The following is a 24870-nucleotide window of genomic DNA, read 5'->3' on the forward strand; positions in this document are numbered from 1 at the left end:
GTGGCTGCGGGAAGTTCTCCGGCGACTATCCAGAGTTCCTGCTGGCGTTGCTTGGTTTGGCGTTGCTCAAACATGCAGGGTTGTTCTCATCACCCAGGAGGAGAGGTTTTTCAACAGGCTGCTAAGTCCACGACGGCTGCTTGCAAGCGCTTCGCGATGCTGTCCCAGCCGGCACGATCATCGGAACAATCTTCAAAGGTCATGGGCGGGCCGATCGAGATACCGACGCTCAGAGGTTTGCTGAAGTGCCTGCCGGGAGGCCATGCACGGAAACAGCCTTCAAGATAGCATGGAACTACTGGAACACTGGTTTTCGCGACGAGACGGCCGATTCCACTGCGAAAGGCTGACATTTCGCCTGTGCGACTACGGGTGCCTTCGGGGAAAATGATAAAAACTTCCTTGTCCCGGGTAAGGCGCTTGCGCATTTCCTCGAGGTCATGGTTGTGCGCGCCGCGGCGGCGAATGGCCAGGGCATTGAGGAATCGAGCGGCGAAGGCAGCCGCCGACCGTTTCTCAAAAAACGTGTCGGACGCCGCAACAGGGAAGACGTGGTCGCGCCAGCTCGTCGGCAGCAACGAGGCGAGCAGGATGCCATCAAGGTGGCTGGTGTGGTTGGAAACCAGAATGAAGGGACGAGATTTTGGAAGATGCTCGCGTCCATTAATGCGAGGCCGGTGCCAGATATTTAAAGCCGGACGCAACAGTGACCACATGACAAAGCGCAGCACGCTGCTGGCAAGCCCGTTTTCGCGCACGAGGCTGCGATGGCGTTCAATGCCGAGCAGGTCGCGGTCGTGCGCCGGATCGAGGGTCCAGTCATTCATGGCAGGGAGCCTCCCGAGATGATGCGCTCAGCCTGACCATGGCCGAGCGGGCCGAGAACAAGTGAGAGAAAATGATAGTAAAGCGGCGTGATGATCACAAGGCTGTCAAAGCGGTCGAGCAGCCCGCCATGGCCCGGCAGCAGATGGCCGAGATCCTTGATGCCAATGTCGCGTTTGATGGAGGAAAGCAGCAGATCGCCAAACTGGCCGAACACGCTAATCCCTGTGCCGAGAATGAGGAGCATCGGCCAGCGATCCATAGGTGTGCCGGGGAACATGAAGAAATGGCCGACTATAACAATCATGCCGGTTGTCAAAACAACGGCACCGAGAGCACCGGAGACCGTTTTTCCGGGGCTCGTGCTGGGCAAAAGCTTTTTACCACCAAAGAATCTTCCGGAACAATAAGCAAAAACATCGTTCAACTCGACGGCTACAAACAACAGTAGCATCAGCGGTCGATAGAGCGGATCGGAGGTCATCAAGCCAAGATAACCGAACGAGAAGCCAAAAAAGAGATACCCCATCATACCCAGTGCCACGCGTTGAATGAATCCTTTGGGACAGTCCTGAGGAATCGTCACTATCGCAATCAGGCCGATGCCAAGCACGGGAGTGGCAAAGAAAAGACGCGGATAGTTGTCGATGACCGCAAATGATATCAGACCAATACCAATCACGACGGAGAGGCTGATCATTTTCTCGCGGAAGATGCCGGTGGCGCGAGCATACTCGCGATAGCAGAGCAGGCTCAGTGTGAACACGCCTGCGATCACCCATGCCGCGCCGAGCAGGATAGGCACGATCAGTGCCATGCTAATCCATATCCAGGAGCGCCAGCGTGCCCACAACTCGGCGAAGGTCGACTCGGCGATCTGAATTGTCCGGCGAAGCCCCATGAAGATCATGGGAGTCAACACAAGCGCTGACGCCAGAAAGATGACGATGCCACGCGTCACAGGATGAGCGAAGGCGTGCTCATAGCCGAAGAATCGTTCTGCTGTCACGGCATTCATGATTTGTTCCCTAGCAGTTTATGGCACTTGATCAGGCGGCGCAGTGATGTTGCGAAGCATCCTGCGATGACAATGGACAAGGCAATTGCCAGCATGCCCGCATGGCGGGCACCTGCCAGCACTGGCTGCAACGGTGCGGGAACGAATGCCGTGTAGAGCGCCGCACCGACAATGACAAACATGCGGTGTGTTTTGGCCATGGGACCACCGAAGTCAGCGCTGATGCCCAGCGCACAACCCTGCACACGCACATAAGCCGTGAATACGGCGGCCACGGCGGCGATGTAGCCGAGTTCGGAGACACTTCCGAACGCGTACCCCGCGCCGACCAGCGTCACAGCATCTGAGAGGCGGTCCGGCACTTCGTTGAAGAGTTCGCCACCCCGCGAAGCCTTGCCCGTTGAAACAGCCACCATGCCATCGAGCATGTTGCACATTCCACGCACGAGAATCAGTGCGCATCCGATGACGAGCCACAGCGCAGGCTGTTTACTCTCACTGCTGAAGGCCAGCGCGGCACCCGCGCCGAGGCTGGCGACGAAGCCGCCTACGGAGATCGAATTCGGCGTCACGCCACGTGCGGCAAGCCATTGCGCCGCGCCATGAGAGGCGCTCCAGTTGCGGGCGGCGAGAGGACGCCGTTCAGGGGTGTAATCGAGGGGTTTCATGATGGTTTCCATCCCATGAGGAACATGCCCGCCACCAACAGACCCATGCCGGCCACGTTGACAGTGCTGATCGGCTCTTTGTAGAGCATCCAGGCGCCGAAGGCAGCGAAGATGAAAGTCGAAGCGTAAATCGGATACAAGACGGAGAGCTCACCGCCGCGTTTGAAGGCCGTGATGAAAAGCACCATCACACCCACATAGCACACCATGCCACCCAGCAGGCGGGGGTTCATCAAATGGCTGGCAAGACCTCCGGTGGCTAGCCCGGCACCCGATTTGTAGAGAAACTGTCCCACAGCACCCAGCAGGGATGCGATGAAGATGCAGAACATCGAGAAGGCAGGTGTCTTCATGGGCGGCGGACAATCGTTCCCACACAATGTGGTTCACCCACCTACATCCAGAAGCCGTCCGTGAGGTTACACCTCAACTGACAATTCCTGAAAAAAATCAGGATCCGTAGTTCACCCGCACCAAATACAAACCGCAGGCGGGGGCGGTTTGGTTGCTCTGCGGCCCTGTGGGATCGCTGAGCAGGCTGGCGAACCATTCTTTGGGCTCACGACCACGCGCCACATGAAGGAGACTGCCGACGATGAGTCGCACCATTTTGTAGAGAAAGCCGTCGCCTTCGAATTCGAGCTCCAGCACGTCGCCGTTTTCGCGAAGATCGACGCGGTGGATGGTGCGGGTGGTTTTGTCTGGGAGCGTGCGGCGCTGAGTTTCGGGCATGTCGCCGCGATTGGCGGAAAGGCGGATGAAATTGTGCGTGCCGACGATTTTTTCGCAGCACCAGCGGAGCGCGTCCATGTCGAGCGGACCATAGACATGCCAGGCGCGATCTGCCTCGAAGGGCGAGAGCATACGCGGACGCCAGATACGGTAGCGATAGCTTTTGCCAGTGGCGTCAAAGCGGGCGTGGTAGCAGGGGGCGGTGTCCTCCACACTCAAAATGCGGATGGTGAGCGGCAGGCAGGCGTTGAGCGCGTTCGCCCACGATTCGCCACTCATGCGCGCGGTTTCGGGAACGTCGCAGTGCGCGACTTGAGCGAGCGCATGCACGCCGGCATCGGTGCGACCGCTACCTTGCACACGGGTGTCGATGCGGGTGGCTTTGCGAATGGCGGCGTTGATTTCATCCTGCACGCCACCGCCGCCTTCCTGGCTCTGCCAGCCACGCCATGGCGTGCCGCAGTAGGCGATGGTGAGCTTCAAGCGCTTGAAGCCAGGCTCAGGGCCGCGCTGCATGCCGGCTTTACTTTCGACGTCGCTTCGGCTCATCGGTCCATGGGAGTTCGTAGGCGGCGTCAGGCAGCAGGAAGCCCTCGGGGCCGCGCTGCTGGTTCAAATACTCTTGGAGGATGACCACGGCGGCGAGTTGATCGACGATCTCGTTGCGCTCGCGTTTGCCAGTGATGCCAGCGCGGGACATGGCGGCTTCGGCTTCGACGGAGGAGAGGCGCTCATCGACAAAGTCGATGGGAATCGTGTGCCGCAGCTCCTTGCCGAGGCTGAGGGCAAATTTCTCGACGCGCTCGGCCGCGCCGCCTTTTTCGCCGTTCATGTGGAAGGGCATGCCGATGACGATCTTGCCGATGTGCTTTTCCTTCACGATGCGGGCGATGGCGCGCTCAGGCTCGTGATTCGCGTCGATCGTCTTGAAGGGACTCGCCACGATCTCGGTCTCATCGCTCAAGGCGAGGCCGATGCGCACGGTGCCGTGGTCGATGGCGAGAATGCGGGGCATGTCAGAAAATGACGGAATCCGAATGACGAAGCCACCCTTTCGTGAGCTTTTAGCGCAGCCCCGCCGGCAGCCCATCTACGATCTTCTTGATGTTCTCCGCCTTGCTGCGGTCGGCGACGAGCAATCCGTCCTTAGAAGCAACGACGATGAGATCCTGCACGCCGATGAGCGCGACATGCTGGCCAGTCTGGGTGAAGACGATGTTGTTCGCCGCATCCTGCTGCGAGAGGGCGCAGTTGTGCTGATTGCCATCACCGTCGGCCTTGAGGTAACGCCCGACGCTGGTCCAGTTGCCCACATCGTCCCAGTCGAAGGTGGCCTCAATGTTGAGCACACGGGAGGCTTTTTCCATCAAGGCGTAGTCGATGGAGAGTTTCGGCAGTTTGCCAAATTGCTTCGCCACGGTGGCGCTGAAATCCTTCGAGCCACGCAGTTCGGAGATGAAATCGGCCAGCACAGGGCAGTGGCGGCTGAGTTCGCTGAAGATGGCGGGAATGGTCCAGATGAACATGCCGGCGTTCCAAGAGAAGGTCCCCTGGCTGATGAAGTGCTCGGCGAGATCGGGATTCGGCTTCTCACGGAAGCGGGCGACTTCCCAGACCGGCAGATCATCAACGCCACCAATGCTGGCGCGGCGGCCACGCTCCAAATAACCGTAGCTAGGGCAGGGCCAGGTGGGCTTGATCCCCACAGTGACGAGGCTGCCGCTGTTTTCAGCAGCTAAGGCGGCGTTTTGCAGCACCCGCTGAAATCCGGCATGGTCTTGGATCAAATGGTCGGCGGGCAGCACAATCATGGTGGCCATCGGGTCACGCGCGACGACCCAGCCGACTGCGAGCGCGATGGCTGGCGCGGTGTCACGTTTCTCCGGTTCGGCCACAATGTTTTCAGCCGGAATATCCTTCACAATCGCCCGCACACTGGCCTCCTGCTGCTTGTTGGTGAGGATGAGGATGTTCTCCTTGGGCACAAAGCCCTCAAGGCGCTCAATTGTCAGTTCCAGGAGCGTCTTGTCGCCAAACAGCTTCAAAAGCTGTTTTGGCAGGGCATCGCGACTGATGGGCCAGAAGCGCTGGCCGCTGCCGCCAGCGAGAATGAGAGCGTAGCGTTTGTGGGTGGTGGCTTTGGGCATGTGCGTGTGGCTTAAGGTTCAGGGACTCCTTTAGCCGGGAAGCTGGCACCGGGCAAATTCCACTTTGGTGAATCACCATGTGAGGCTATGTTCACCCATGCCAGACTCCACACCCGCCCACACCTATGAGAACTACGCCTCCCTCATCGCCCCTGCCGCCGCAGGCTGTGCGCTGGGCATCTTGTTTGGCCGGGGCATGCGCCGTGGGTCTTCCAATGTGATCGCCTTGGCGCTCCTCGCTGCCAGCGCCGCTGTCGCCGCGCCCGTCATCACGAATCTCGTCCAGCGCACCGCCAACCGCCCCAGCACCGAACGTGGCAGCCGTCGTCGCCTGGAAGGTATCCGCAGCCATGGCATTCCCGACCCTGAGACGAGTGAGTTTTTCGCCGTGGACACACCGGATTCGTTTCCGGCGGTGACTCGTTAAGAATGGCGGAGAGGGAGGGATTCGAACCCTCGGTTGCCTTTCGACAACGTCTGATTTCGAGTCAGGTGCCTTCAACCACTCAGCCACCTCTCCTAGAATCGCGAGCGGCGCGAGAGTAGTGCCCTGGAAAGGGATTGCAAGGCGCGGCTTGCAATTTCAGGCAGGATTTCCAGTTGTGTTGGCGGCTGGCTGGCGATGATTGGCCCCGCCATGCAAATCATCTCTGTTCTCATCGGTCTGGTCTGTGCCCTGTTCCTGGTGCCCGGCCTCATTCCCCTCTTCGGCTGGCTGCAATGGGCCGTCCTGGCCGGTTGCGTCATCGGCATCATCTTCGGCTCCTTCTGCCAGCGGAAGATCGGCCTCACCATCAACGTCGCCGTCGCGATCGTCGCCGCCCTGCGGTTGTTCCTGGGCGGCGGCGTGCTTTAAGCCTTCGGTAACTTCACCTTCCCGTGCCCGACACTGACGTGCGGGCTGTGGCGCGATAAAAACCGCCACGGAAAATCCACGGCCCGACTGATGCCCACGCGGATGTCGCTGGCGACTTCATGCGCGTCCGAACTGGTAGTTTTGAGACCACAGCCAGCCGGTTTGCCTCTTCCGACCATCGGCAGGCCGTGATGACTTCCATCAATGGCCAGCGCCTGCGCGAGTTTTCCAGGGCCGGAGCACAATTCACGAGCTTTCTCGCGATTGCGGCGGCTTTGCATGTGTTCGAGACCCTTTCTCGGCTCCAAGGCGCGGATGAGGATCAAGCCATCACGCTCACCGCCTTTCACGAGCAGGTTGAAGAGCCAGTACATGCCGTAGTTGAAATAGACATAAGCCGCGCCAGGCGGCTTCGATTTCACAAACTCACGCGCCCTCGGCCGCGAAGCCGTGTGGCAGGCCGGATCGCCTTCAACCGCGTAGGCCTCTGTCTCCACGATGATACCGGAACAGCCGTGCCAGATCAGTTCCACGCCGATTAGATCGTGTGCGACGTCGAGCACGTCACGCTCGAAGAAATCAGTGCTCAGAAATCCGCCATGCATGCTCACAACCCTGTTGGATGATCGACAAACTTCCACGGAATGCCGAACTTCGCCTCAATGTGCGCCGCCAGCGCCTTCACGCCGAAGGTCTCGGTGGCGTAGTGGCCGCCGTAGATGAGATTGATGCCGAGTTCCTCCGCGAGCGTGTAACTCCAGTGCGGTCCTTCACCGGTGATGAAAGTGTCGATGCCCGCCTTTGCCACTGTGCCCACTTCCGAGCCTGCGCCGCCGGTCATGATGCCGATTTTGCGGCAAACCGCCGGTCCGGCAGCGCAAACATGCACTCTCGAACCCGTCGCGGTCTCCAGACGCTTCACCAGTTCATCACGGCTGATCTCCGTCTCGATCTTCGCCCCATTTTCGGTGCCCTTGGTCTTCATGAAGGTGCCGCAAGGCTCCAAACCGAGCGACCGGGCGAGCACGGCGTCGTTGCCGAGCGTGGGATGGAAATCCAGCGGCAGATGGCAACTGTAAACCGCCAGACCAGCATCCAGCGCCACCTTCATCTTCTGAAACACCGGCCCTGTCCACGTTTGCAGGCCTGTCCAAAACATGCCGTGATGCACGATCAGCAAATCCGCCCCCGCAGCGGCTGCCTTTCGCATCACTGGCAGCGTCGCATCGACGGCGGCGACGATCTTGCTGACCTTGCCGCTGTGATTTTCGAGCTGGAGGCCGTTGAGCGCGTTTGAGTAATCCGCGATCTCCGCGATGCGCAGTTCTGTGTCGAGGTAAGTGACGAGGTCGGAGAGATTCATGCTGGACAATGGAGGTGACGGTTCGGTAGCATGCCGCATCATGTGCTGCTTCACTGGAAAAGTCGAGGAGGTCAAAAACACCCGCATCTTTGCGCGATTAAGAACAGATGGACGCCAGACGCTCATTTACCAGATGTCTGTGAAGGTTCCGCAGGATCTGGCGATGGTGCTGCCGGTTCCGGTCAAGAAGGGTGTGGGCGAGGACGCGATGAGGTTTTACGACCTCTCAAAGTATGAAACGGTGTTTGAGGATCTGTGGAAGCTGTTTCAGGTCCAATACAACTATGGTGCCAAAGCGCCGGTTGCAGTAGCTGCGCCCAGGGAGGCCCTGCGCGTGGTTTCCGTCGGCGCTTACGATGCTAGTTTCGTGCCGACCATCGCGGATTTCAGTCGGCTGGATGCTCGTTTTAGGCTGCCAGAGGGCGTGTGGGCAAAGCTGCCAGGTTATGCGGACTTTGGCTTCGCGGTGTTCAAGTTGAAACCGGGTAATGCTCAGGTGCATCCGATGGCGTTTTCGTTCCCGACGGCGCTGGCGAGAACGGTGTTCTTCCCGACGCTGCACATTCACGACGGCAAAGTGCATGCGAAGGAGAAATTCGACCACACGCTTTATCTTCAAGGCAGCGGCATGGACACGACACGCAGCGGCTGGGAGGAATCACCTGTGCTGCCGGTCACGAAGGTGAAATGCGGCAACACGCACGGCATTGTGCGTCCCGATCTGCATGTCTTTCGCAATGAGATGCGAGGAAAATTCGTGAATGGCGATGTCGTGGTAAAGTCGAGGAAGGTCTGAGCATGCCCGAAGTCACCCGTTTCGCCCCGAGCCCCACCGGATGGCTGCATCTGGGGCACGCGTATGCGGCGTTGTTCGCGCATGAAAAAGCGGCGGGCGGGCGGTTCTTGATTCGTCTGGAAGACATCGACAGCACACGGGCGAGACCGGAGTATGAGGAGGCGATCTTTGCGGATCTGGCGTGGCTGGGGTTGAGCTGGGAGAGGCCTGTGAGACGGCAAAGTGACCATCTTGATGATTACCGAGCCGCTTTAGCAAAGCTGGAGGCGCTGGGGGTGCTGTATCCCTGCTTTTGCACGCGACGGGAAATCCAAGAGGAGATCGCCCGTGCTGGAAACGCGCCGCAGGGGCCGGATGGGCCGTTGTATCCGGGCACATGCCGAAATCGGAGTGCCGACGAGCGTTCAGAGCGCATCGCGGCAGGCGAGGCCTATGCGCTGCGGCTGGATGTCGCCAAGGCCACACGGTTGGTCTCCAAAGAGCTGGTCTGGTCGGATCGCGGCCATGGCAGCTTCACCGCGAAGCCGGATGTCTTCGGCGATGTGGTGCTGGCCCGGAAGGACACACCTGCGAGCTATCATCTCGCCGTGGTGGTCGATGACGCGTTGCAAGGCATCACCTTCGTGACACGCGGCGAGGATTTGCTGGAGGCCACGCATCTGCACCGGTTGTTGCAGGAGCTTCTCGGCCTCCCGGTGCCGGAATGGCATCACCACCGGCTGATCACCGATGAATCCGGCAAACGTCTGGCGAAGCGGGATGATGCGCGCTCGTTGCGCAGCCTGCGTGCGGCGGGTTGGACGCCGGAGCGGGTGAGAGACACGGTCCGCTGATCAGAAGAAGAGCGGCGGCGGCACGATCTGCACGCCACCGGCTCCGAGCGGGTTGCCTTTGGTTTCCTCGATCTCCGAAACCACGTCGTCCATGAAGCTGACGCTGAGCGTGCCGACCTCGACCTTCACATAGATCACGGTCTGCACGAGCTGACCGAAGGCATCGCGCCCGGTGGTGGTCTGCGGCACTCTTTCAAAGATGCTGTACTCGAGTTTTTCTTCCTTCCCGCCGACGTTGATCTTGGTGTTCTTGCGGGTGGGCTTGCCCAAGGATGCTTGGACCTCGGCGCTGGTCATGCCAAGGGCCACCTGGCGGTTTTGGATGAGTTCCTCGACCTTCTTGGTGCGCTCAAAAAGCTTTTTGAGGTTGGCGGCCAGATTGGGATCGGCGGAGAGAACGTCGGTCTGGCGTACCCAGCCCGCGACATCGCCGTGACGCGCCCGGCCGCGCACACGATAGGCATTGTCCGTCATCGCAACGAGAGTCACCAGGGCACCGGGAGCAAAAGAACCTAGCGCGCCTTGAAACTTGCTGGTGGGATACATCGGGGCTTCAAGCCGTATCTTGAGGACGATGGGCTTGGGCGTCATGCCCTCCACGGAGAAGCTCCCTGGCTCCACATTGAGTGACGAACGATTTTTGGAGAGCTGACCGCTGACAGACGAAAACGGCGTCATCAGCACAGCGGCGGCGAGGAGAAGACTTTTCATGGCGAAGGCGGCTTTAAAGGCAGGATAGCCGACTCGGACGGTCTGCGGCAATCTTTTGTTCGATGCCGCAAAACCGACCAGACTCACGGAGCGGCTTCCTTGACGATCAGTTCGGCGATTTTTTCGGCGGAATTTTTCACCGAGAGCTTCTGCGCGGCCTTCTTCATCTCTCCAGCCTTGCGGGGGTCGTTGAAGACAGCGCGCACGGCATCGGCAAGGGTGTCGGCGTTCAAATCGCTTTCGCGCATGAGTCTGGCGGCCCCGACTTTGTCGAAGATCTCCGCGTTACGGGTCTGGTGGTCCTCAGCGGCGTAGGGATAGGGCACCAGCAGGCTAGGCACGCCGAAGTAGGCCAGTTCTGACATGGAGGACGCCCCCGATCTCGCGATGGCGAGATCGGCCACGCGATAGGCGAGGTCCATGCGGTGGCAGAAGGCGGCGACGTGCTGCTTGAGCAGCGGCACCTTCGCATAGACGTCCCGCACCTCCTCATAATCGGTCGGTCCGGCAATGTGGAGCACCTGGATGCCCATTTTTTCAAACTGGTCGAGCGCCTGGCCGACAGCACGGTTCACGCCCCGAGCGCCCTGGCTGCCGCCCATGACGAGCAGGGTGCGCTTGTCCTTGTCGAGCTTGAAGAAGGCGCGCGCGTCATCGTCGTTCGGCTTGCGCATGCTGCTGCGGATCGGCGTGCCGACGACGCGCACGTCGTCGTGCTTGGGAAAGTGCTGTTTGCAGGCGTCGAGGCCGCACAGGACGATGTCGCTGTAGCGAGCGTTGAGGCGGTTCGCCTTACCGGGGATGGCGTTGCTTTCGTGGATGATGGTGGTGCAGCCCTCTTTGCGGCCGGCATACAGCGGCGCAAAGGAAGTGAAGCCGCCCATGCCGAGCACGACATCGACGTTGTGATCCTGGATGATCTTCCGACAGGCTTTGGTTCCCTGCCAGAGACCCTTGAGGAAGCCGATCATCTTCGGCGACCAGGGCTTCGGCATCGCCAGAAAGGGCATTTTCTCAAAGCGCAGCTCCTTGTGACCGGAGGCGGCCAGGGAGTCGATTTTCTTTTCGCTGATGAGCAGGGTGACGTCGTGGCCGCGTGCGGCAAGTACCTCACCCACGGCGATGCCGGGGAACAAATGCCCCCCGGTGCCGCCGCATGCGATGAACACATGGACGGACTTCGAGTTTTTCTGTTTCACTGAGATTCAAAAGGCTAAAGCTGGGGAGTCCAGCGGCGCTTTCTGCGGATCACGGGAAGCTGATCCCAGGTCAGATGGACGCCCTGGCGGTGGATGTTGATCAGGATGCCCACCGCGACCATCGCGGCGACGAGACTGGACCCTCCGTAACTTACGAAAGGCAGCGGCAACCCCTTGTTGGGCAGCAAAGCAGTGGTCACGCCCATGTTCAAGAGCGCTTCCATTCCGAGCAAAAATGTCAGTCCGGCCCCTAAAAGCTTGCCAAACCGGTTCGGCGCGTAGGCGGAGATGACCATGCCGGCCATGACCAGCACGGCAAAGGCCAACACGACCGCCGCCGTGCCGCGCAGGCCCAGTTCCTCCCCGACCATGGGGAAAATGAAGTCCGTGTGCGCCTCAGGCAGGTAGGAGAGCTTCATGCGACCCTCCCCCAGGCCGCGGCCCTCGACACCGCCCGAGCCGAAGGCCAGTTTGGACACCCACTGCTGCAAACCGAGCCCCTCCCGGTGCTTTTCGAGGTCAAACGTGACCATGATGCGCTCAAACCGATTCGGCAGGTATTTGACCCCCGCCCACAAACCGCCCGCGCACAGCAGCACGATGAGCGAGAGGTAGCGCAGCTTCGTCCCGGCCATGAACATGACCCCCAAACCGACCGTTGAGGCCAGCAGGGCGCTGCCCAGGTCAAACTCGCAGCCGATCAGGCCCACGATGCCCATCAAAATGAGTCCCGGCAGCACAAAGCCACGCCAGAAGGTGCGCGTCAGCACCTCATGCGTGGCAAACCAGCCCGCCAGAGCGATGATGAGCGCGATCTTGGCAAACTCCGAGGGCTGCATGCGCAGCGACTGCCAGCCGATCCAACGACGCGAGCCGTTGATCTTCACGCCGATCATTGGCACATAACAAAGCGCAAGCAGCACCGCCGCTGTGATCAGGATGTGCCAGCGCCAGCGCATCCAGGCATTGTAGTCAATAAGAGCCGCAAACACGCAGGCTCCCAGGGAGACGCCAAGCCAGGCAAGCTGCCGCCACAAGGTCACATAGTCTTCGCCGCCTTCGTGCGCGATCTCGAACGTCGTGCTGGCCAGCATGGTGATGCCCAGCGCGATCAAGGAAACCACCGCAAGGATGAGCAGGAAGATGGAGTGTCTGGCCATGAGGTTCGCAGTTCTCGGTTCGCAGTTCTCTGTTCAACCGCGAACGGCGAACTGAGAACTGCGAACGTGAAGTTTACTTCGCCGGGATCACCAGCTTCATCCCCTCGCGCATGGCGTTGGGGTTCTTGATGTTGTTCGCCTTCTGGATGGCGGCCACGGAGACGCCGAACTTCGAAGCGAGACGGTAGAGCGTTTCGCCGGACTGGAGCGTGTGCGAGCGCGCCGGGGTGGCTTTCACCACGGTCTTGGGAGGCGTGTCGGTTGTTTTCTTGGCTGGTTCTGCCTTTTTCGTCGCAGGAGGCTTGTCGGCGATCTTTTTCAGCATCTGCGACGGCGGCGGGACGGGGTTCGGCTTCACCAGCGGCTTTGGCTCGGCCTTGGCGACTGGTTTCGGCTCTTCTTTGGGCTTGGAGGTTGTCGGAGCGTTTTCTTTGAGGAGCGAAACAACACGTGGATTGGAAGGCGGGGGCAGCGGAGCCACGGTTTCCACCGAAGCGGACACGGTGGCCGAGGTGTCGGCAGCGGCGGCGAGGGAGGTGGGCGCAGGCGGGGCCTCGCTGGGTGCCACGAGAGACATCGGGGTCAGCGCGGCGGCGGAAAGACTCGCGGGCGCATCGGCAGGTTTCACGGCTTCGCTTGGCACTTTCGTCACAGGTGGCTGATCCTGCACGGGAACGGCCTTCGGCACATCTTCCTTGGCCACCATCGGCTTCAGGGTTTTCGGATCAATCGGGATCGCGCTCGGCACGGCCTGCTTCGGCACGCGCAGCATGGTGCCGGGGCCGATTTGCAGACCTTTGTCGATCAGGTTGAGCTTGGTGATGTCCTCCTCGGTCGTGCCGAACTTGGCGGCGATGCTTTTGAGCGAGTCGCCGGAGCGCATCTCGTAATTGTCGAACTCCTGGGTATCCGCGGCGGCCTGGGCCTGCGCGTTGACGACCTCGGGCGCGGCTTGCGGCAGGCCTGTGGTGGTGCTCATGGCGCGGGCCGCTTGTGTGACGGTCTGCTGCGGTGTTTCCTCGTCCCCCATGAAATCATAAAGGATGATGCCGCTGATGAGGGCGACGTGGACAATCAGCATGATGACAAACATGCGGGCCATGCCGGAGTTTGGCTCATGCTGATTCCATTCACCTTCCTCGGTGACGAGCGCCACGCGGTGCCGGTGCCGTTCACCATCGATCAGGTTGAGCAACAGCCTCTTATCCTTGTTGGTCTTGGTTTTCGTCTTCATGGGACGTGCTTGGGTTGGTGGGAGTTTGTATTTCAAAATTCAATTCAATGCGTTCACGGCGTCGCGAAACGCGTCGCCGCGCTGGCCGTAGCCGGTGTACATGTCAAAAGAGGAGGTGCCGGGGCTCAGGATGATCGCGTCGCCGGGCTGGGAGAGCTGCGTGGCGAGTGAAACAGCCTCCGCCATGTCCGCGCCGCGTTTACAGGGCAGCAGATCTCCAAAAGTCTTCTCCAGCTCCTGCGCGATCTCACCGATGAAGACCATCGCGCGGACCTGGCCCTTCAATTCGGCGCGCAGCGGCGTGTAATCGAGCTGCTTGTCTTTCCCGCCCGCGATGAGCACGATCGGACGCTCCTGCGAACGCAGACAGGCTTCGAGCGCATGGAGGTTCGTGGCCTTGGAATCGTTGATGTACTCACGATCGGCGAGCGTGCGGATGAGTTCGCAGCGATGGCGCGGCACTTCATAATCCGCCAGTGAGCGCAGCATGGCGTCGAATTCGAGGCCAAAGACCTTTCCGGTCATCAGCGCGGCCAGGACATTCTCCATGTTGTGCTTGCCGCGCACTTTGAGATTCGCGGCGCTGCCGATTTCGCGGCCGGCATGGTAGAATGTACCGTTGGCGTAGTTGTAGTCGGCCTCGTCTCCGTAAGCGGAGAAAGTCCAGCGTCGCGCCTTGCCGGTGGAGACGGTTTCACCTGCCCGCACGATGGCGATATCGTCTGCGGTGACATTTTCGAAGATACGAGCCTTCGCGGCGAAGTACGCCTCCATGCCGGGATAGCGGTCGAGATGATCCGGGGCAAAGTTGAGCCAAAGGCTGGCCTTGGCGCGGAAGTGGCGGATGGTTTCGAGCTGGAAGCTGCTAATTTCGCAGGCGAGCACGTCGTAGCGCACGCCGCTGGCGACGACCTCGCTCAAGGACATGCCGTGATTGCCGCAGGGGATGGATTTTTGCCCACAGCCGTTGAACAGGGCCGCAATCAGCTCGGTGCAGGTGCTCTTGCCGTTCGTGCCGGTGATAGCGGCCAAGGGCATGTCCGTCAGACCAAAGGCAAACTCCGTCTCACCCACGAGCGGCACATCCGCGTCGGTGAATTTCTTCGGCAGCGGCCAGTGCTCATCCAGACCAGGACTGATGATCACGAGATCAAAGTCACCGGGTTTCACGACAAGATCACGCGCGGGCTGCCCGAGCACGCATTTGAAGTCCTCGACCTGCCTGGCCTTGTCACCCTCGTCAAAAATCGTCACCTCCGCGCCATGCAGGCGCGCCAGACGCGCGGCGCCGAGGCCGCTGCGTCCTGCACCGAGGATGGCGAAGTGTTGGGAGGCGAATTTCATCGAAGTTTAAGCGTGGCGAGGCCGAGCATGGCGAAGAGCAAAGAAAGAACCCAGAAACGGACGATGACCTGGTTCTCGTGCCAGCCGCCGAGCTCGAAGTGATGATGGATCGGGGCCATGCGGAAGACGCGCTTGCCGCGCTTTTTGAAGCTGATGACCTGGATGATCACGCTCATGGCCTCCATGACGAACACGCCGCCGACGAGGGCGAGCACGATCTCTTGTTTGCAGCCAATGGCGAGCGCGGCGATGCAGCCACCGAGCGCAAGGGAGCCGGTGTCTCCCATGAACATCTTGGCGGGATGCGCATTGAACCACAGGAAACCAAGACAAGCGCCCGCCATCGCCATCGCCACGATGGGCAACTCGTTGGCGAGGCTGTTGTGCGCGACACCGAGGTAGTCGGAATAACGCGCATTACCGCAGATGTAGCCAAACCCGGCATAGGCGAGGGCGGTGGTCACGGAGCAGCCGGTGGCGAGACCATCCAGGCCGTCGGTGAGGTTCACCGCGTTTGACGCGCCGACGATGATGAGCGCAAAAAGCGCCACGGCGAAGATATGCATGTCAGCAATGACGGCATCCTTCACAAAAGGCAGGTAGAGCGCACGCAGCGTGATGCCGTTGTCTCCAGGCACCGCATAGGCAAACATCAGCCCGGCAATCACCGCGACGGAGGTCTGCCACACGAGCTTGGTCCGCGCATTGACGCCCTTGGAGTTCTTTTTGCTGATCTTGAGGTAGTCATCCCGAAATCCAAGAGCACCGAGGCCGATGGTAGTGAACAAAACGGTCCATACCATGACGTTGTCCCACTTCGCCCAGAGGAGCGTCGAGATGACAATCGCGGCAAGAATCAAAATGCCGCCCATCGTCGGTGTGCCAGCTTTTTTGCCATGCAGCTCGTGCAGCTTATGCACTTCCTCGGCGGTGCGGATCGGCTGGCCGATTTTGAGGGAGATCAGTTTGCGGATCAAACGATCGCCATACATCAGCGAGAGCCCGAAGGCCGTGATGGCGGCCCCGCCTGCACGAAAGGTATGGTACTTGAACAGGTTGAGGATTTTGTACAGAGCGGCGTCATCGCTGATCCAATGATGAGCGGTGAGCCATTCCCTGAGTTCGTAGAGCCAGTACATCATGATGCGGAAAAATGCGTGAGAACCTGTTCCATGCGCGCAGAGCGGCTGCCTTTGAGCAAAACAACATCACCTTCACGCAACCACTCGCGCAGACGGGCGGCGCAGGCGGCGTGATCCGGAAAATGCTCGGAGGGCACGGCCTTGGAGGCTTCCGTGATCCAGGCGGCCTCACTGCCACCGACGCTGAAAATGGCATCGAGCTTCAGCGATCCGGCAAACTCACCCACACGACGATGCTCGGCTTCCGCGATGGCTCCCAGCTCGCCCATGCGTCCCAGCACAGCAACACGACGTGCCTTGCCCAGTGTGCTGAGCGTGCGCAACCCGGCGATCATGCTGTCGGGATTCGCGTTGTAAGAATCGTCGATGAACTGGATGCCGTTGACGACCTTGGGTTCAACACGGCCGCCAGTCAGTTTGGCTTGGTTCAAAGCGTCCGCGATGTCCGCTGGCGCGATGCCTTGACGCCAGCCCATGCAGGCGGCGAGCGCGGCATTGCCGACCATGTGTTCACCGAGGATGGGAAGGCGCGTTTCGACTTTTTCACCGCCGAAATCGAGCGTGAAACTCGTACCGGTGGCATCCGCGCGCAAATTGGAAGCTGAAACATCGCCACAGCCGACGCCAGCGGTAGAAACCGTGGCCTGGCAGTGACGGCTGATGAGTTCGCTGTACTTATCGTTGGCGTTGAGCACGACGACGCCGCCGCGTTTAACCTGGGCGGGCAGCGTGGCCTTCTCCCAGGCAATCGCATCCTGAGTGACCATGTACTCGATGTGTGCCATGCCGACGTTGGTGAGGATGGCGGCGTCAGGGTCGGCGATGTCAGTCAGCACCTTGATTTCACCTGGATGATTCATGCCCATCTCGGTGACGCAGCATTGATCTCCCTCACGCAGCGAAAGCAGCGTGAGCGGCAGGCCGATGTGGTTGTTCAAATTGCCGAAAGTGGCGCGGGTCTGGCATTTGCGGGCCATCACGATGGCGGCGAGATCCTTGGTCGAAGTTTTGCCATTGCTGCCGGTCAAACCGATGATCAGCGGGTTGTGATGCTGGCGATAAGCACGCGCCATGTTTTGCAGGGCAACCAAGGTGTCGCCCACCTCGATCACGGCGCATGGCAGAGCGCCCCAGGCTGGATTGATCTTGCTGACAACGACTGCGGCAGCCCCCGAGGCGGCGACTTGCGGAATGAAGTCATGCGCGTCGAATTTATCACCGACCAACGCCACGAAAACCTCACCAGCGGTGATTTTTCGCGAGTCGGTGTTCACGTTCGTCACCAAGCGCGATCCATCGCCACGCAGCGTGCCTGCGGCGAAGTTGGAGAGCGTTTGGAGAGGGATGGAAATCATTGGCGGTCGGGGCGGTCGAATCCGCCGCGCATGGCTTCGCGTTCGGCGGCTTTTTCCTCGCGCTCCTGGGCGCGTGCGGTTTTGAGATCCTGCATGAGATAGCGGGCGATCTTGCGATCATCGAAGGGATGCTTCTTACCCTGGATGTCCTGGTAATCCTCATGGCCTTTGCCAGCGATGAGCACCAGATCGCCCTCCCAGGCGTTTTCGAGTGCCGTGCGGATAGCCTCGCGACGGTCGGCGATGATGGCGTGCTTCTGCGGGCGGGCGAAACCGGCCTTCGCGTCATTCAGAATCTGCTCGGGGTCTTCCGTGCGCGGATTGTCAGAGGTGAGCACACAGATGTCGCTCCCAGCCTCGGCGGCGGCGGCCATCTTCGGACGCTTGGTGCGGTCGCGATCCCCCCCACAACCGAACACAGTGATGAGACGACGCGGACGCAGCGCACGCGCGGTGCGCAGCGCGTTTTCGAGACCGTCGGACGTGTGCGCGTAATCGACGAAGACCTGGAAGCGTGAGTTTTCGGAGACACGCTCCATGCGTCCGGGCACCTGCGGCGCGTTTTGCAGGCTTTTGACGGCCTCGCGCAGATTCAAGCCCACGCCATGCGCGGCGGCGAGAGCACCGAGGGCATTGTAAACGTTGAAGTCACCGATGAGCGGCGAACGCACGAGGAAACTGCGGCCTTTGGCCTCCAGCTCAAAGGTGGTGCCGGTGAGATCATAACGCACGTTGATGGCGCGGAACTCATTGTGAACGCCAAAGCCAAAACGCGTGACACGTCCGGTGTGCTGGAAGCGCTCCACGAGCTTGCGGCCCCAGGCGTCGTCGCCGTTGATGATCAAAGCGGAACGCGGCGATGATTCGGCGGTGATTTCAAACAGGCGCACCTTGGCCTCGAAGTACTTCTCCATCGTGCCGTGGTAGTCGAGATGGTCCTGCGTGAGGTTGGTGAAAACGGCGGCGGCGAAGGGCAGGCCGAAGACACGATCTTGATCGAGCGCATGCGAGGAAACCTCCATGGCGCAGGCACGGCAGCCGTTGTCACGCATGGCGGCGAGCAGGCCCTGGATTTCGAGTGATTCAGGCGTGGTGTGCGTGGCGGGCAGATGCTCGCCGTTGCCGAGGTCATAAAACACCGTGCCGAGCAAGCCGCTGCGTTTTTGCGCCGTGTTGAACAGATGATGCAGGAGGAAGGCCGTGGTGGTCTTCCCGTTTGTGCCGGTGACACCGGCGATGGTGAGCGCCTTGGCCGGATGGCCGTGCAAAGCGGCGGCGGCCTGCGCCAGAGCAATGCGCGAGTGCCGCACATGCACCCAGGGCACGCTGACATCGTCCGCAGGAGCCTGCTCGGCGATGATCGCAGCCGCGCCAAGCTCAATGGCTTTCGGAATGAATGCATGGCCGTCGGCATGAGTGCCCCGCAGCGCGACGAAGGCGATGCCCGGACCGGCTTTGCGGGAATCGTAGGCAAGACCGGTGATTTCGGTATCGAGGCTGCCGGAGACGGCGGGTTTGTCGAGATTCGGGATGAGATCGCGTAATTTCATGGTGCGTCTCCTTTCGCAGCGACTTTGAGAGGCTGCTCGTGACGGATGGCGAGGTGGTCGAGCGTCTCACGCACGACTTCGGCGAAGATCGGTGCGGCGACACGGCCGCCACGAACGAGCGCCGGGCTGTCGGCCTTCGGATCGTCGAGCATGACGAGGCAGACGACTTTGGGATTTTCCATCGGTGCCATGCCGACGAAGGAGGTGAGGTAGGAACCGTCGATGTAGCGTTTTTTCACAGGATCATAACGGCGGGTGGTGCCGGTCTTGCCGCCGACACGCACGTTTGGCACCACAGCGCGGCTGCCGGTACCCTCGGTGACGACGCCTTCGAGAAAATCACGCAATGACGCGGCGGTTTTCGCGGTGCAGACCTGCCAGACCGGCTGCGGAGCGATGATTTCGGTCTCGCCACCGGGTTTGACGACGCGGTCGATGAGGCGCGGCTTCATGAGCACGCCGCCGTTCGCGATCGCGCCATAGGCCAGGCACATTTGCAACGGTGTCACCGAGACCTCGTAGCCGATGGGCATGCGCGAGTAGGTGGTGTTGCTCCACTTGCCGGTGTTCATGTAACCGGCTTTCTCACCGAGCAGGCCGATGCCGGTCGGCGCGCCAAAGCCGAAACGCGAGGCGTAGTCGAGCATCATGTCCTGGCCGACGCGCTTGCTGATTTTGTACATGCCGATGTTGCTGGAGTGGACGAGCACGCCTTTGACGGTCTGCATGCCGAGCGGCTCGTCGTCGCTGAGCTTCACATTCCGCACCAGGTCATGGTAATGCATGTTGCCGCAGTCGATGCGCTCACCCGGAGAAACCTTGTGATTGTCGAGCGCGGCGGCGAGCGTGACGACCTTGAAGATGGAACCCGGCTCGTAAGGATCGGCGATGACGTGATTGGTCCAGGTGCTGAGGTCGGGATTGCTCACATCACGGTGCGGACGCGCGGCCATGGCGAGCACAGTGCCGGTGGACGGCTCTGTCACGACGATGACGACGCGGCGGGCCTTGTTGGCCTGCCAGGCGCGTTCGCAGATGGCCTCGACGTTGTCCTGAAGCTGCATGTCGATGGTGAGATGCACGTCGCTGCCGTGCTTTGGCTCGACATAAAGACCGCGATAGGCCGGCAGCTCGTGGCCGGACTTGTCACGCTCGATGAACTGCTCGCCCGCAATGCCGGTGAGCCGTGCGTCCATGAGTTTTTCGACACCCCAGCGACCTTTGTTGGTCGTGTCTGTGTCGCCCAGCACGAGAGACAGACGATCCTTCGCTGGAAAACGACGCGCGACGGCAGGGCGCAGGTGAATGCCAATGATGTGCTCAGCCTTGAACAAGATTTCCCAGCGCTTCGCATCCTCTTCAGGCACCTGCTTGGCCAGCACGATCTCTGGCTTGTCGGAAGCGATCTGCTTGCGGATTTCAGCTTCCGGCTCCGGAAGGATCGTGGCGAGCACCTTGGCGACATGATCGTGATAAGCGGCGAGTGTTTCAGTTACTCCGAGCTGCTCACGCAATTCAAGCGCCTTCACGCCACGCACGGCGGCGAGATGATGGCGCACGGTGATGATCTCACGCAGATGCGTGCGGTCAGTGTGCAATTCGCTGACGTCCTCGTCATGGGCGAGGTATTCACCATTGAAGTCCTTGATGGCACCGCGATGCGCGGGCAGAGCGATGTGGCGCTGGTATTTTTTCGCCGCGAGAGCCGTCAGACGCGGTGATTCCTTGATCTGGATGACGGCGAGTCGCCAGGTCACGAGCGAAAAGCCAAACAGCAGCACAAACAGCAGCAGCAGCATGCGACGGCACACCGGGCGGTCGCGGCGGAGCTGAATTTGAGTTGGCAGCGGCTGGCTCACGGATTCTGGGGCGTGGTTTGAGCGATCGCTGGATCGGCGGCAGGCGCGGACACGGCGGCTTGCATGGAAAGTGGTTTCAAGGTCAGCAGCGTGCGGGGAGTGATGGGACGCAGCAGCGTGCCTGAGCTGGTGAGACGTGGCTGCACCTTGTCGCGAGTGAGCAGCGTCTCGATGCGGTTGTTCAAGGCAAGGATCTCGGCATTCAAGAGGCGCATCTCGGACTCGACCTTGCGCTGCTCCTCGCCCAGGGAGCGGACGCGGTTCTTGCTGACGACGATGCCCAGGCCGACGAGCGCGAGCGAGGCGACGACGATGACGATGGCCGTGAGCGCTGGCAGGCCCAGGCTGTTGCGGTAACGGTTGCGCGGACGAGGTTTCATGAGGGAAGACGTTCGGCCACTCGCAGCACGGCGCTGCGGGCACGGGGGTTGAGTTCGATTTCCTCGGGTTTGGCCTGCACAGGCTTGCGGGTGATGAGCTTGAGCAGGCAGTCAGGATTTTTGCGCGCCTCGGGCCATTCCGGGCGGTCGATGAAAGGCGCGGAAAGATGCTGCAGCGTTTGTTTGACGATGCGATCCTCCAAAGAGTGGAATGAGATCACGGCGAGCCGACCGCCGGGCTTCAGCCAACGTGGCGCGGCGGCCAGGAAGTCGTGCAGCGCGGCGAGCTCGTCGTTCACGGCGATGCGCAGCGCTTGAAACACCAGTGTGGCCGGGTGGCGCTTGCCGCGCTTCGGTGATGCGGCGGAGACGATCTCAGCGAGCTGCAAGGTCGTCTTTATAGGACGTGATGTGCGCGCCTTGAGGATGGCGCGGGCAATGCGGCGGGCGTTTGGCTCCTCGCCATACTCGAAGAAAATGCGCACGAGTTCGGCTTCATCCGCTGTGTTCACGATGTCAGCGGCGCTAAGCGGTGCGTCGGTGTCCATGCGCAGATCGAGTGGTCCTTCACGCATGAACGAGAAGCCGCGCACAGCGTCATCAAGCTGATGACTCGACACACCGATATCCACCAGCATGCCGTCGAAGCCTGAAACACCAGTTTCCTCGACGATCTGCGGGAAACGCCGAAAATTACCGCGCAGGGCGCAAAACTGGGCAGCGAAAGGCTTCAAGCGCTCCATGGCGTGCTTCAATGCGTTCGTATCCTGATCCATCGCGACCACGCGCGCTCCATGCTGCAGCAGCGCCTCAGAATGACCGCCACCGCCCAATGTTCCGTCAAAAAACAGCTTCCCAGGAGCGGGTTGCAGTAAATCAATGACCTCCGACAGCAGCACCGGGGCGTGATAAAAAGGCAGGTTGCGCGAAGAAAATTCCGGCGGCTCGGATTCGGGAGCCGTTCCCCCGCCTCCGGGCCGTGTCACCAAGGTGCCGCGCCCCCAGGGCATCAAGTCGTCCATCGCGTCCGCAGTGCCAAACCAAGGCCAGCTTCCGACCTGAGAAAATCCAATCAGTCTGGAAATCCCAGTGAGCCATGACCACGCGAATCCCCGCCCTTTCCGGCTAGACCGGTCCAAGGGGTGCGGCAGGGGAAATCCGACTGCTGGTATCGCGTTCATGAGAATAGCGGAATCGTGGAGAGAAACTCCTGCGTGAAAGGCTCAGAAAGTCCACGGGACTAAAAAATTAACTAGTCCTTATAATCTAGGACGCGTCGCCTTGGCAATCGTCTATTTTCAGAATTTTACTTTTGAGTAGAATTACTCGAACGCTGTTCATTCGACCAATTGGAAGTTTTAGAGATATCCTAAAGCAAGCGGCTCCCGAAGATGATCAACGGTCACCAACCACGCTGTCTGGTGCCACCTGAATGCGGCCTCATTCAACCGGCGTTGGTGTACTCACACTCCAAATCCGCTGCCTAAAGACATGGATAATTTGCAGCGCCGCCTCAAGAGGAATCTCGACAGACTACCGGAAGTATTGCTAGCCTCGCGGAAATTGAAACAATTCCGACCCACCCAACACCATGGCAAAAAAACCTGCTCCTAAAAAGGCTCCTGCTAAAAAGCCCGTCGCAGTCAAAAAGCCCGCCTCCAAGAAGCCGGTCGCCAAAAAGAAACCCGTGGTAGTTAAAAAGCCTGCTCCGAAAAAAGCTCCTCCGGCGAAAAAGCCCGTTGTCGCGCCGAAACCCGCGCCGGCTCCTCCTGCCAAGAAACCGGAGCCTGCACCGGTCATGAAGCCCGTCTTTGAAGCACCTGCTCCCAAGCCAGCCGCTCCACCTGTCGTTCCCTCTCCCACTCCCAAGCTGGTGATGAAAACAGGAGCCGGTGGTGCCGTGTCACTCGCCATCTCTGCCCAGGCTTCCGCTGGTGCCGCCGCCAACGGCAACACGCATCCCGCCAACATTCTTGTGCTCGTCAGCAGCGGCGGCTGGCCTGTGACAGAACTCACCAAGGATCACTTCACGCTGATGGAGTATTTCGAGGTTCCCGGCCAGCAGGCTCCCTTCAGCAATAACATCACCTCCTTCCGCAATGTCGGCACCGGTGCTTACCTCCTTCAGGTGAAGCCGATCAATGGCGCACCGTGGCGCAGCGGCCATCATCTGGCGCAGATTCTCGTTTCGTCTTCCGACGACCGCCAGGGTCAGTGCGCGGCCAAGCTGATCATCCGCTGAGGGTGGGCGAGGATTCGTTATCGACAGCCGAATCGGCTCCGCTAGCATGCGCGGCATGAATCGCCGCTCCTTCCTCGCGCAATCCCTCGCCGCCACCGCCGCAACTTCGCTTTCTCCCGCCGCCGCCAGCTCGAAGCTCGCCCTCGGTCTTGATCATTTCGCCGTTCGAGCCACAGGATGGAAAGCGGCCCAGTTCATCGACTACGCGGCTTCGTTGAAGCTCGACACGATGTTCATCTCCGAGCTGCATGTGTTTGAAAACTTTGAGGATGCTTACCTGAAAAGCCTCAAAGAGCAGGCAGATCGCGCCGGATTGAAGCTGTACGTCGGCACCGGCAGCGTGTGTGAAAGCTCCAACACCTGGAAACCCGCCAACGGCACGGGCACTGATCATCTCGCCCTCACGATCAAGATCGCCAAAGAGCTCGGCTCCCCGGTCGCCCGCTGCTACCTCGGCAATCAAAAAGACCGCCATACCGACGGCGGCATCCAGAAACACATCGAGGAAACCATCAAGGCCATCAAAGCCAACCAATCCCGCGCCGAAGCGGAGGGCGTCAAGATCGCCATCGAAAATCACGCGGGCGACATGCAGTCGCACGAATTGAAAGCGCTCATCGAAGCCGCCGGCAAAGGCTACGTCGGAGCCAACATCGACCCCGGCAACGCAGTCTGGGCGCTGGAAGAACCTCTGCTGCATCTCGAAACACTCGGCCCGCTCACCGTTTGCAGCAGCGTGCGCGACAGCATGCTCTGGGAGGATGAAAAAGGCGCGGTCATGGTGCAGTGGACCGCCGTTGGCGAAGGCCTCGTTGATTTCAAAGCCTACGCCAAACGCTTCGCCGAACTCGCCCCCGGCGTGCCGCTGCAAGTCGAGACCATTTCCGGTTTCGCGCGTCCCTTTGAGTATCAGAAAGACGAGTTCTGGAAGGTCTTCCCCAACCATCGCGACACGCCGATGTTCAAAGCCTGGCTCGACATGGCAAAGCGTGGCAAAAAGATCGACAGCTTCAAAGCCCCCGACGGCGCAGGCAAAAAAGACGCCGAGATCGCCTACCAGAAAGGCGAGTTTGAGCGCAGCATCGCCTGGCTGCGGGCGAATGCGTGATTGCACATTCGTTTTTCCGCGATACATCGCGGCGTCAGCAACGCGTGGATAGCTCAGTGGTAGAGCGGCTCGTTTACACCGTGACCAGGGTGATTTTTCCCATTTTGCCCCACGTGTCCTCACCTCATCTTTCCTACGTACAGGCGCAAACGCAGAGTCCCCCACTGGACCTCAATTAGCCCCATTTTGCACCCCCGAGTATACAAAACAGTATCAGCAGATTGACGGCTCTGATGCAATCATTGCATGGCCATTTTTGCTGACCGATGAGCGGGTGAACAAAGGTATTACACACTTCGACTCAGCCGCAATTGATTCAACGACAGTGAAAGAATGCCATACTCCATC

The 24870-nt window shown here is 60.3% G+C and carries 26 protein-coding genes and 1 tRNA gene; 6 read left to right on the forward strand and 21 right to left on the reverse strand.

Features of this window, described 5'->3' with window-relative positions; genetic code table 11:
* Positions 1–110 precede the first annotated feature (110 nt).
* The 7 genes from ACILSI_RS22785 to ACILSI_RS22815 all read right to left on the reverse strand — a co-directional run bounded on the left by ACILSI_RS22785 (position 111) and on the right by ACILSI_RS22815 (position 5390).
* On the reverse strand, positions 111–827 hold the full coding sequence (locus ACILSI_RS22785; protein WP_395724222.1) for a lysophospholipid acyltransferase family protein: 717 nt from the start codon (positions 825–827) through the stop codon (positions 111–113).
* Complete coding sequence (locus tag ACILSI_RS22790) at positions 824–1843, reverse strand: phosphatidate cytidylyltransferase (RefSeq protein ID WP_395724223.1); 1020 nt, start codon at positions 1841–1843, stop codon at positions 824–826. Before ACILSI_RS22790 ends, ACILSI_RS22785 begins: the two co-directional genes overlap by 4 nt.
* Complete coding sequence (locus ACILSI_RS22795) at positions 1840–2511, reverse strand: CDP-alcohol phosphatidyltransferase family protein (RefSeq protein WP_395724224.1); 672 nt, start codon at positions 2509–2511, stop codon at positions 1840–1842. The genes ACILSI_RS22790 and ACILSI_RS22795 overlap by 4 nt, the downstream gene beginning before the upstream one ends.
* Positions 2508–2864: a hypothetical protein gene (locus ACILSI_RS22800; protein ID WP_395724225.1), complete on the reverse strand. Its 357-nt coding sequence runs from the start codon at positions 2862–2864 to the stop codon at positions 2508–2510. The genes ACILSI_RS22795 and ACILSI_RS22800 overlap by 4 nt, the downstream gene beginning before the upstream one ends.
* Before the next feature lie 97 nt (positions 2865–2961).
* The gene (gene truA, locus ACILSI_RS22805; protein WP_395724226.1) at positions 2962–3792 is read right to left on the reverse strand and encodes a tRNA pseudouridine(38-40) synthase TruA; all 831 of its coding nucleotides are present in this window, start codon (positions 3790–3792) and stop codon (positions 2962–2964) included.
* Positions 3767–4258 carry a Holliday junction resolvase RuvX gene (gene ruvX, locus ACILSI_RS22810; protein WP_395724227.1) on the reverse strand — a complete coding sequence of 164 codons (492 nt, stop codon included), beginning with the start codon at positions 4256–4258 and terminating at the stop codon, positions 3767–3769. Before ruvX ends, truA begins: the two co-directional genes overlap by 26 nt.
* Before the next feature lie 49 nt (positions 4259–4307).
* Positions 4308–5390 carry a mannose-1-phosphate guanylyltransferase gene (locus ACILSI_RS22815; protein ID WP_395724228.1) on the reverse strand — a complete coding sequence of 361 codons (1083 nt, stop codon included), beginning with the start codon at positions 5388–5390 and terminating at the stop codon, positions 4308–4310.
* 97 nt (positions 5391–5487) lie between these two features.
* Here ACILSI_RS22815 and ACILSI_RS22820 point away from each other — a divergent pair, with 97 nt between their 5' ends.
* Positions 5488–5817 carry a hypothetical protein gene (locus ACILSI_RS22820; RefSeq protein WP_395724229.1) on the forward strand — a complete coding sequence of 110 codons (330 nt, stop codon included), beginning with the start codon at positions 5488–5490 and terminating at the stop codon, positions 5815–5817.
* Positions 5818–5820: 3 nt separating this feature from the next.
* Here ACILSI_RS22820 and ACILSI_RS22825 read toward each other — a convergent pair.
* Positions 5821–5910 (reverse strand) — tRNA-Ser (locus tag ACILSI_RS22825).
* 117 nt (positions 5911–6027) lie between these two features.
* On the opposite strand from ACILSI_RS22825, the gene ACILSI_RS22830 reads away from it, so the two are divergent.
* Positions 6028–6246: a hypothetical protein gene (locus tag ACILSI_RS22830; protein ID WP_395724230.1), complete on the forward strand. Its 219-nt coding sequence runs from the start codon at positions 6028–6030 to the stop codon at positions 6244–6246.
* On the opposite strand, the gene ACILSI_RS22835 is transcribed toward ACILSI_RS22830, so the two are convergent.
* Both ACILSI_RS22835 and ACILSI_RS22840 read right to left on the reverse strand, forming a co-directional pair.
* Positions 6243–6851, reverse strand: a complete 609-nt coding sequence (locus ACILSI_RS22835; RefSeq protein ID WP_395724231.1) for a DNA-3-methyladenine glycosylase — start codon at positions 6849–6851, stop codon at positions 6243–6245. The two genes, ACILSI_RS22830 and ACILSI_RS22835, sit on opposite strands and share 4 nt — an antisense overlap.
* A 2-nt stretch (positions 6852–6853) precedes the next feature.
* Positions 6854–7609 (reverse strand): Nif3-like dinuclear metal center hexameric protein, encoded by a 756-nt coding sequence (locus tag ACILSI_RS22840; protein WP_395724232.1) that lies wholly within the window; start codon positions 7607–7609, stop codon positions 6854–6856.
* A 40-nt stretch (positions 7610–7649) separates the two neighbouring features.
* Here ACILSI_RS22840 and ACILSI_RS22845 point away from each other — a divergent pair, with 40 nt between their 5' ends.
* Both ACILSI_RS22845 and gluQRS read left to right on the forward strand, forming a co-directional pair.
* Positions 7650–8405, forward strand: a complete 756-nt coding sequence (locus tag ACILSI_RS22845) for a hypothetical protein (RefSeq protein WP_395724233.1) — start codon at positions 7650–7652, stop codon at positions 8403–8405.
* A gap of 2 nt (positions 8406–8407) precedes the next feature.
* Positions 8408–9238, forward strand: a complete 831-nt coding sequence (gluQRS, locus tag ACILSI_RS22850) for a tRNA glutamyl-Q(34) synthetase GluQRS (protein ID WP_395724234.1) — start codon at positions 8408–8410, stop codon at positions 9236–9238.
* On the opposite strand, the gene ACILSI_RS22855 is transcribed toward gluQRS, so the two are convergent.
* The 11 genes from ACILSI_RS22855 to rsmH form a co-directional block, all read right to left on the reverse strand.
* Positions 9239–9949, reverse strand: coding sequence for a hypothetical protein (locus tag ACILSI_RS22855; RefSeq protein WP_395724235.1), 711 nt, complete (start codon positions 9947–9949; stop codon positions 9239–9241). It lies immediately after the preceding gene.
* A gap of 83 nt (positions 9950–10032) precedes the next feature.
* On the reverse strand, positions 10033–11148 hold the full coding sequence (murG, locus tag ACILSI_RS22860; protein WP_395724236.1) for an undecaprenyldiphospho-muramoylpentapeptide beta-N-acetylglucosaminyltransferase: 1116 nt from the start codon (positions 11146–11148) through the stop codon (positions 10033–10035).
* A gap of 14 nt (positions 11149–11162) precedes the next feature.
* A complete protein-coding gene (locus ACILSI_RS22865; protein ID WP_395724237.1) occupies positions 11163–12308 on the reverse strand; it encodes an FtsW/RodA/SpoVE family cell cycle protein in 1146 nt (381 codons plus the stop codon).
* Positions 12309–12381: 73 nt separating this feature from the next.
* Positions 12382–13542 (reverse strand): LysM peptidoglycan-binding domain-containing protein, encoded by a 1161-nt coding sequence (locus tag ACILSI_RS22870; RefSeq protein WP_395724238.1) that lies wholly within the window; start codon positions 13540–13542, stop codon positions 12382–12384.
* A gap of 39 nt (positions 13543–13581) precedes the next feature.
* Positions 13582–14886, reverse strand: a complete 1305-nt coding sequence (murD, locus tag ACILSI_RS22875) for a UDP-N-acetylmuramoyl-L-alanine--D-glutamate ligase (protein ID WP_395724239.1) — start codon at positions 14884–14886, stop codon at positions 13582–13584.
* On the reverse strand, positions 14883–16028 hold the full coding sequence (gene mraY, locus ACILSI_RS22880) for a phospho-N-acetylmuramoyl-pentapeptide-transferase (RefSeq protein WP_395724240.1): 1146 nt from the start codon (positions 16026–16028) through the stop codon (positions 14883–14885). The genes murD and mraY overlap by 4 nt, the downstream gene beginning before the upstream one ends.
* Positions 16025–17383 (reverse strand): UDP-N-acetylmuramoyl-tripeptide--D-alanyl-D-alanine ligase, encoded by a 1359-nt coding sequence (gene murF / locus ACILSI_RS22885; RefSeq protein WP_395724241.1) that lies wholly within the window; start codon positions 17381–17383, stop codon positions 16025–16027. The genes mraY and murF overlap by 4 nt, the downstream gene beginning before the upstream one ends.
* Positions 17380–18933: a UDP-N-acetylmuramoyl-L-alanyl-D-glutamate--2,6-diaminopimelate ligase gene (locus ACILSI_RS22890; RefSeq protein WP_395724242.1), complete on the reverse strand. Its 1554-nt coding sequence runs from the start codon at positions 18931–18933 to the stop codon at positions 17380–17382. The genes murF and ACILSI_RS22890 overlap by 4 nt, the downstream gene beginning before the upstream one ends.
* Positions 18930–20792: a peptidoglycan D,D-transpeptidase FtsI family protein gene (locus tag ACILSI_RS22895; RefSeq protein ID WP_395724243.1), complete on the reverse strand. Its 1863-nt coding sequence runs from the start codon at positions 20790–20792 to the stop codon at positions 18930–18932. Before ACILSI_RS22895 ends, ACILSI_RS22890 begins: the two co-directional genes overlap by 4 nt.
* Entirely contained in the window at positions 20789–21172 is a 384-nt protein-coding gene (locus ACILSI_RS22900) for a hypothetical protein (RefSeq protein WP_395724244.1), read from the reverse strand. Before ACILSI_RS22900 ends, ACILSI_RS22895 begins: the two co-directional genes overlap by 4 nt.
* Positions 21169–22182: a 16S rRNA (cytosine(1402)-N(4))-methyltransferase RsmH gene (rsmH, locus tag ACILSI_RS22905; RefSeq protein WP_395724245.1), complete on the reverse strand. Its 1014-nt coding sequence runs from the start codon at positions 22180–22182 to the stop codon at positions 21169–21171. The genes ACILSI_RS22900 and rsmH overlap by 4 nt, the downstream gene beginning before the upstream one ends.
* 581 nt (positions 22183–22763) lie before the next feature.
* Here rsmH and ACILSI_RS22910 point away from each other — a divergent pair.
* Both ACILSI_RS22910 and ACILSI_RS22915 read left to right on the forward strand, forming a co-directional pair.
* Positions 22764–23414, forward strand: a complete 651-nt coding sequence (locus ACILSI_RS22910) for a hypothetical protein (protein ID WP_395724246.1) — start codon at positions 22764–22766, stop codon at positions 23412–23414.
* A gap of 55 nt (positions 23415–23469) precedes the next feature.
* Entirely contained in the window at positions 23470–24522 is a 1053-nt protein-coding gene (locus tag ACILSI_RS22915) for a sugar phosphate isomerase/epimerase family protein (protein WP_395724247.1), read from the forward strand.
* The last annotated feature ends 348 nt before the right edge of the window (positions 24523–24870 follow it).

Source organism: Prosthecobacter sp., assembly GCF_044232965.1.
Lineage (GTDB): Bacteria > Verrucomicrobiota > Verrucomicrobiia > Verrucomicrobiales > Verrucomicrobiaceae > Prosthecobacter.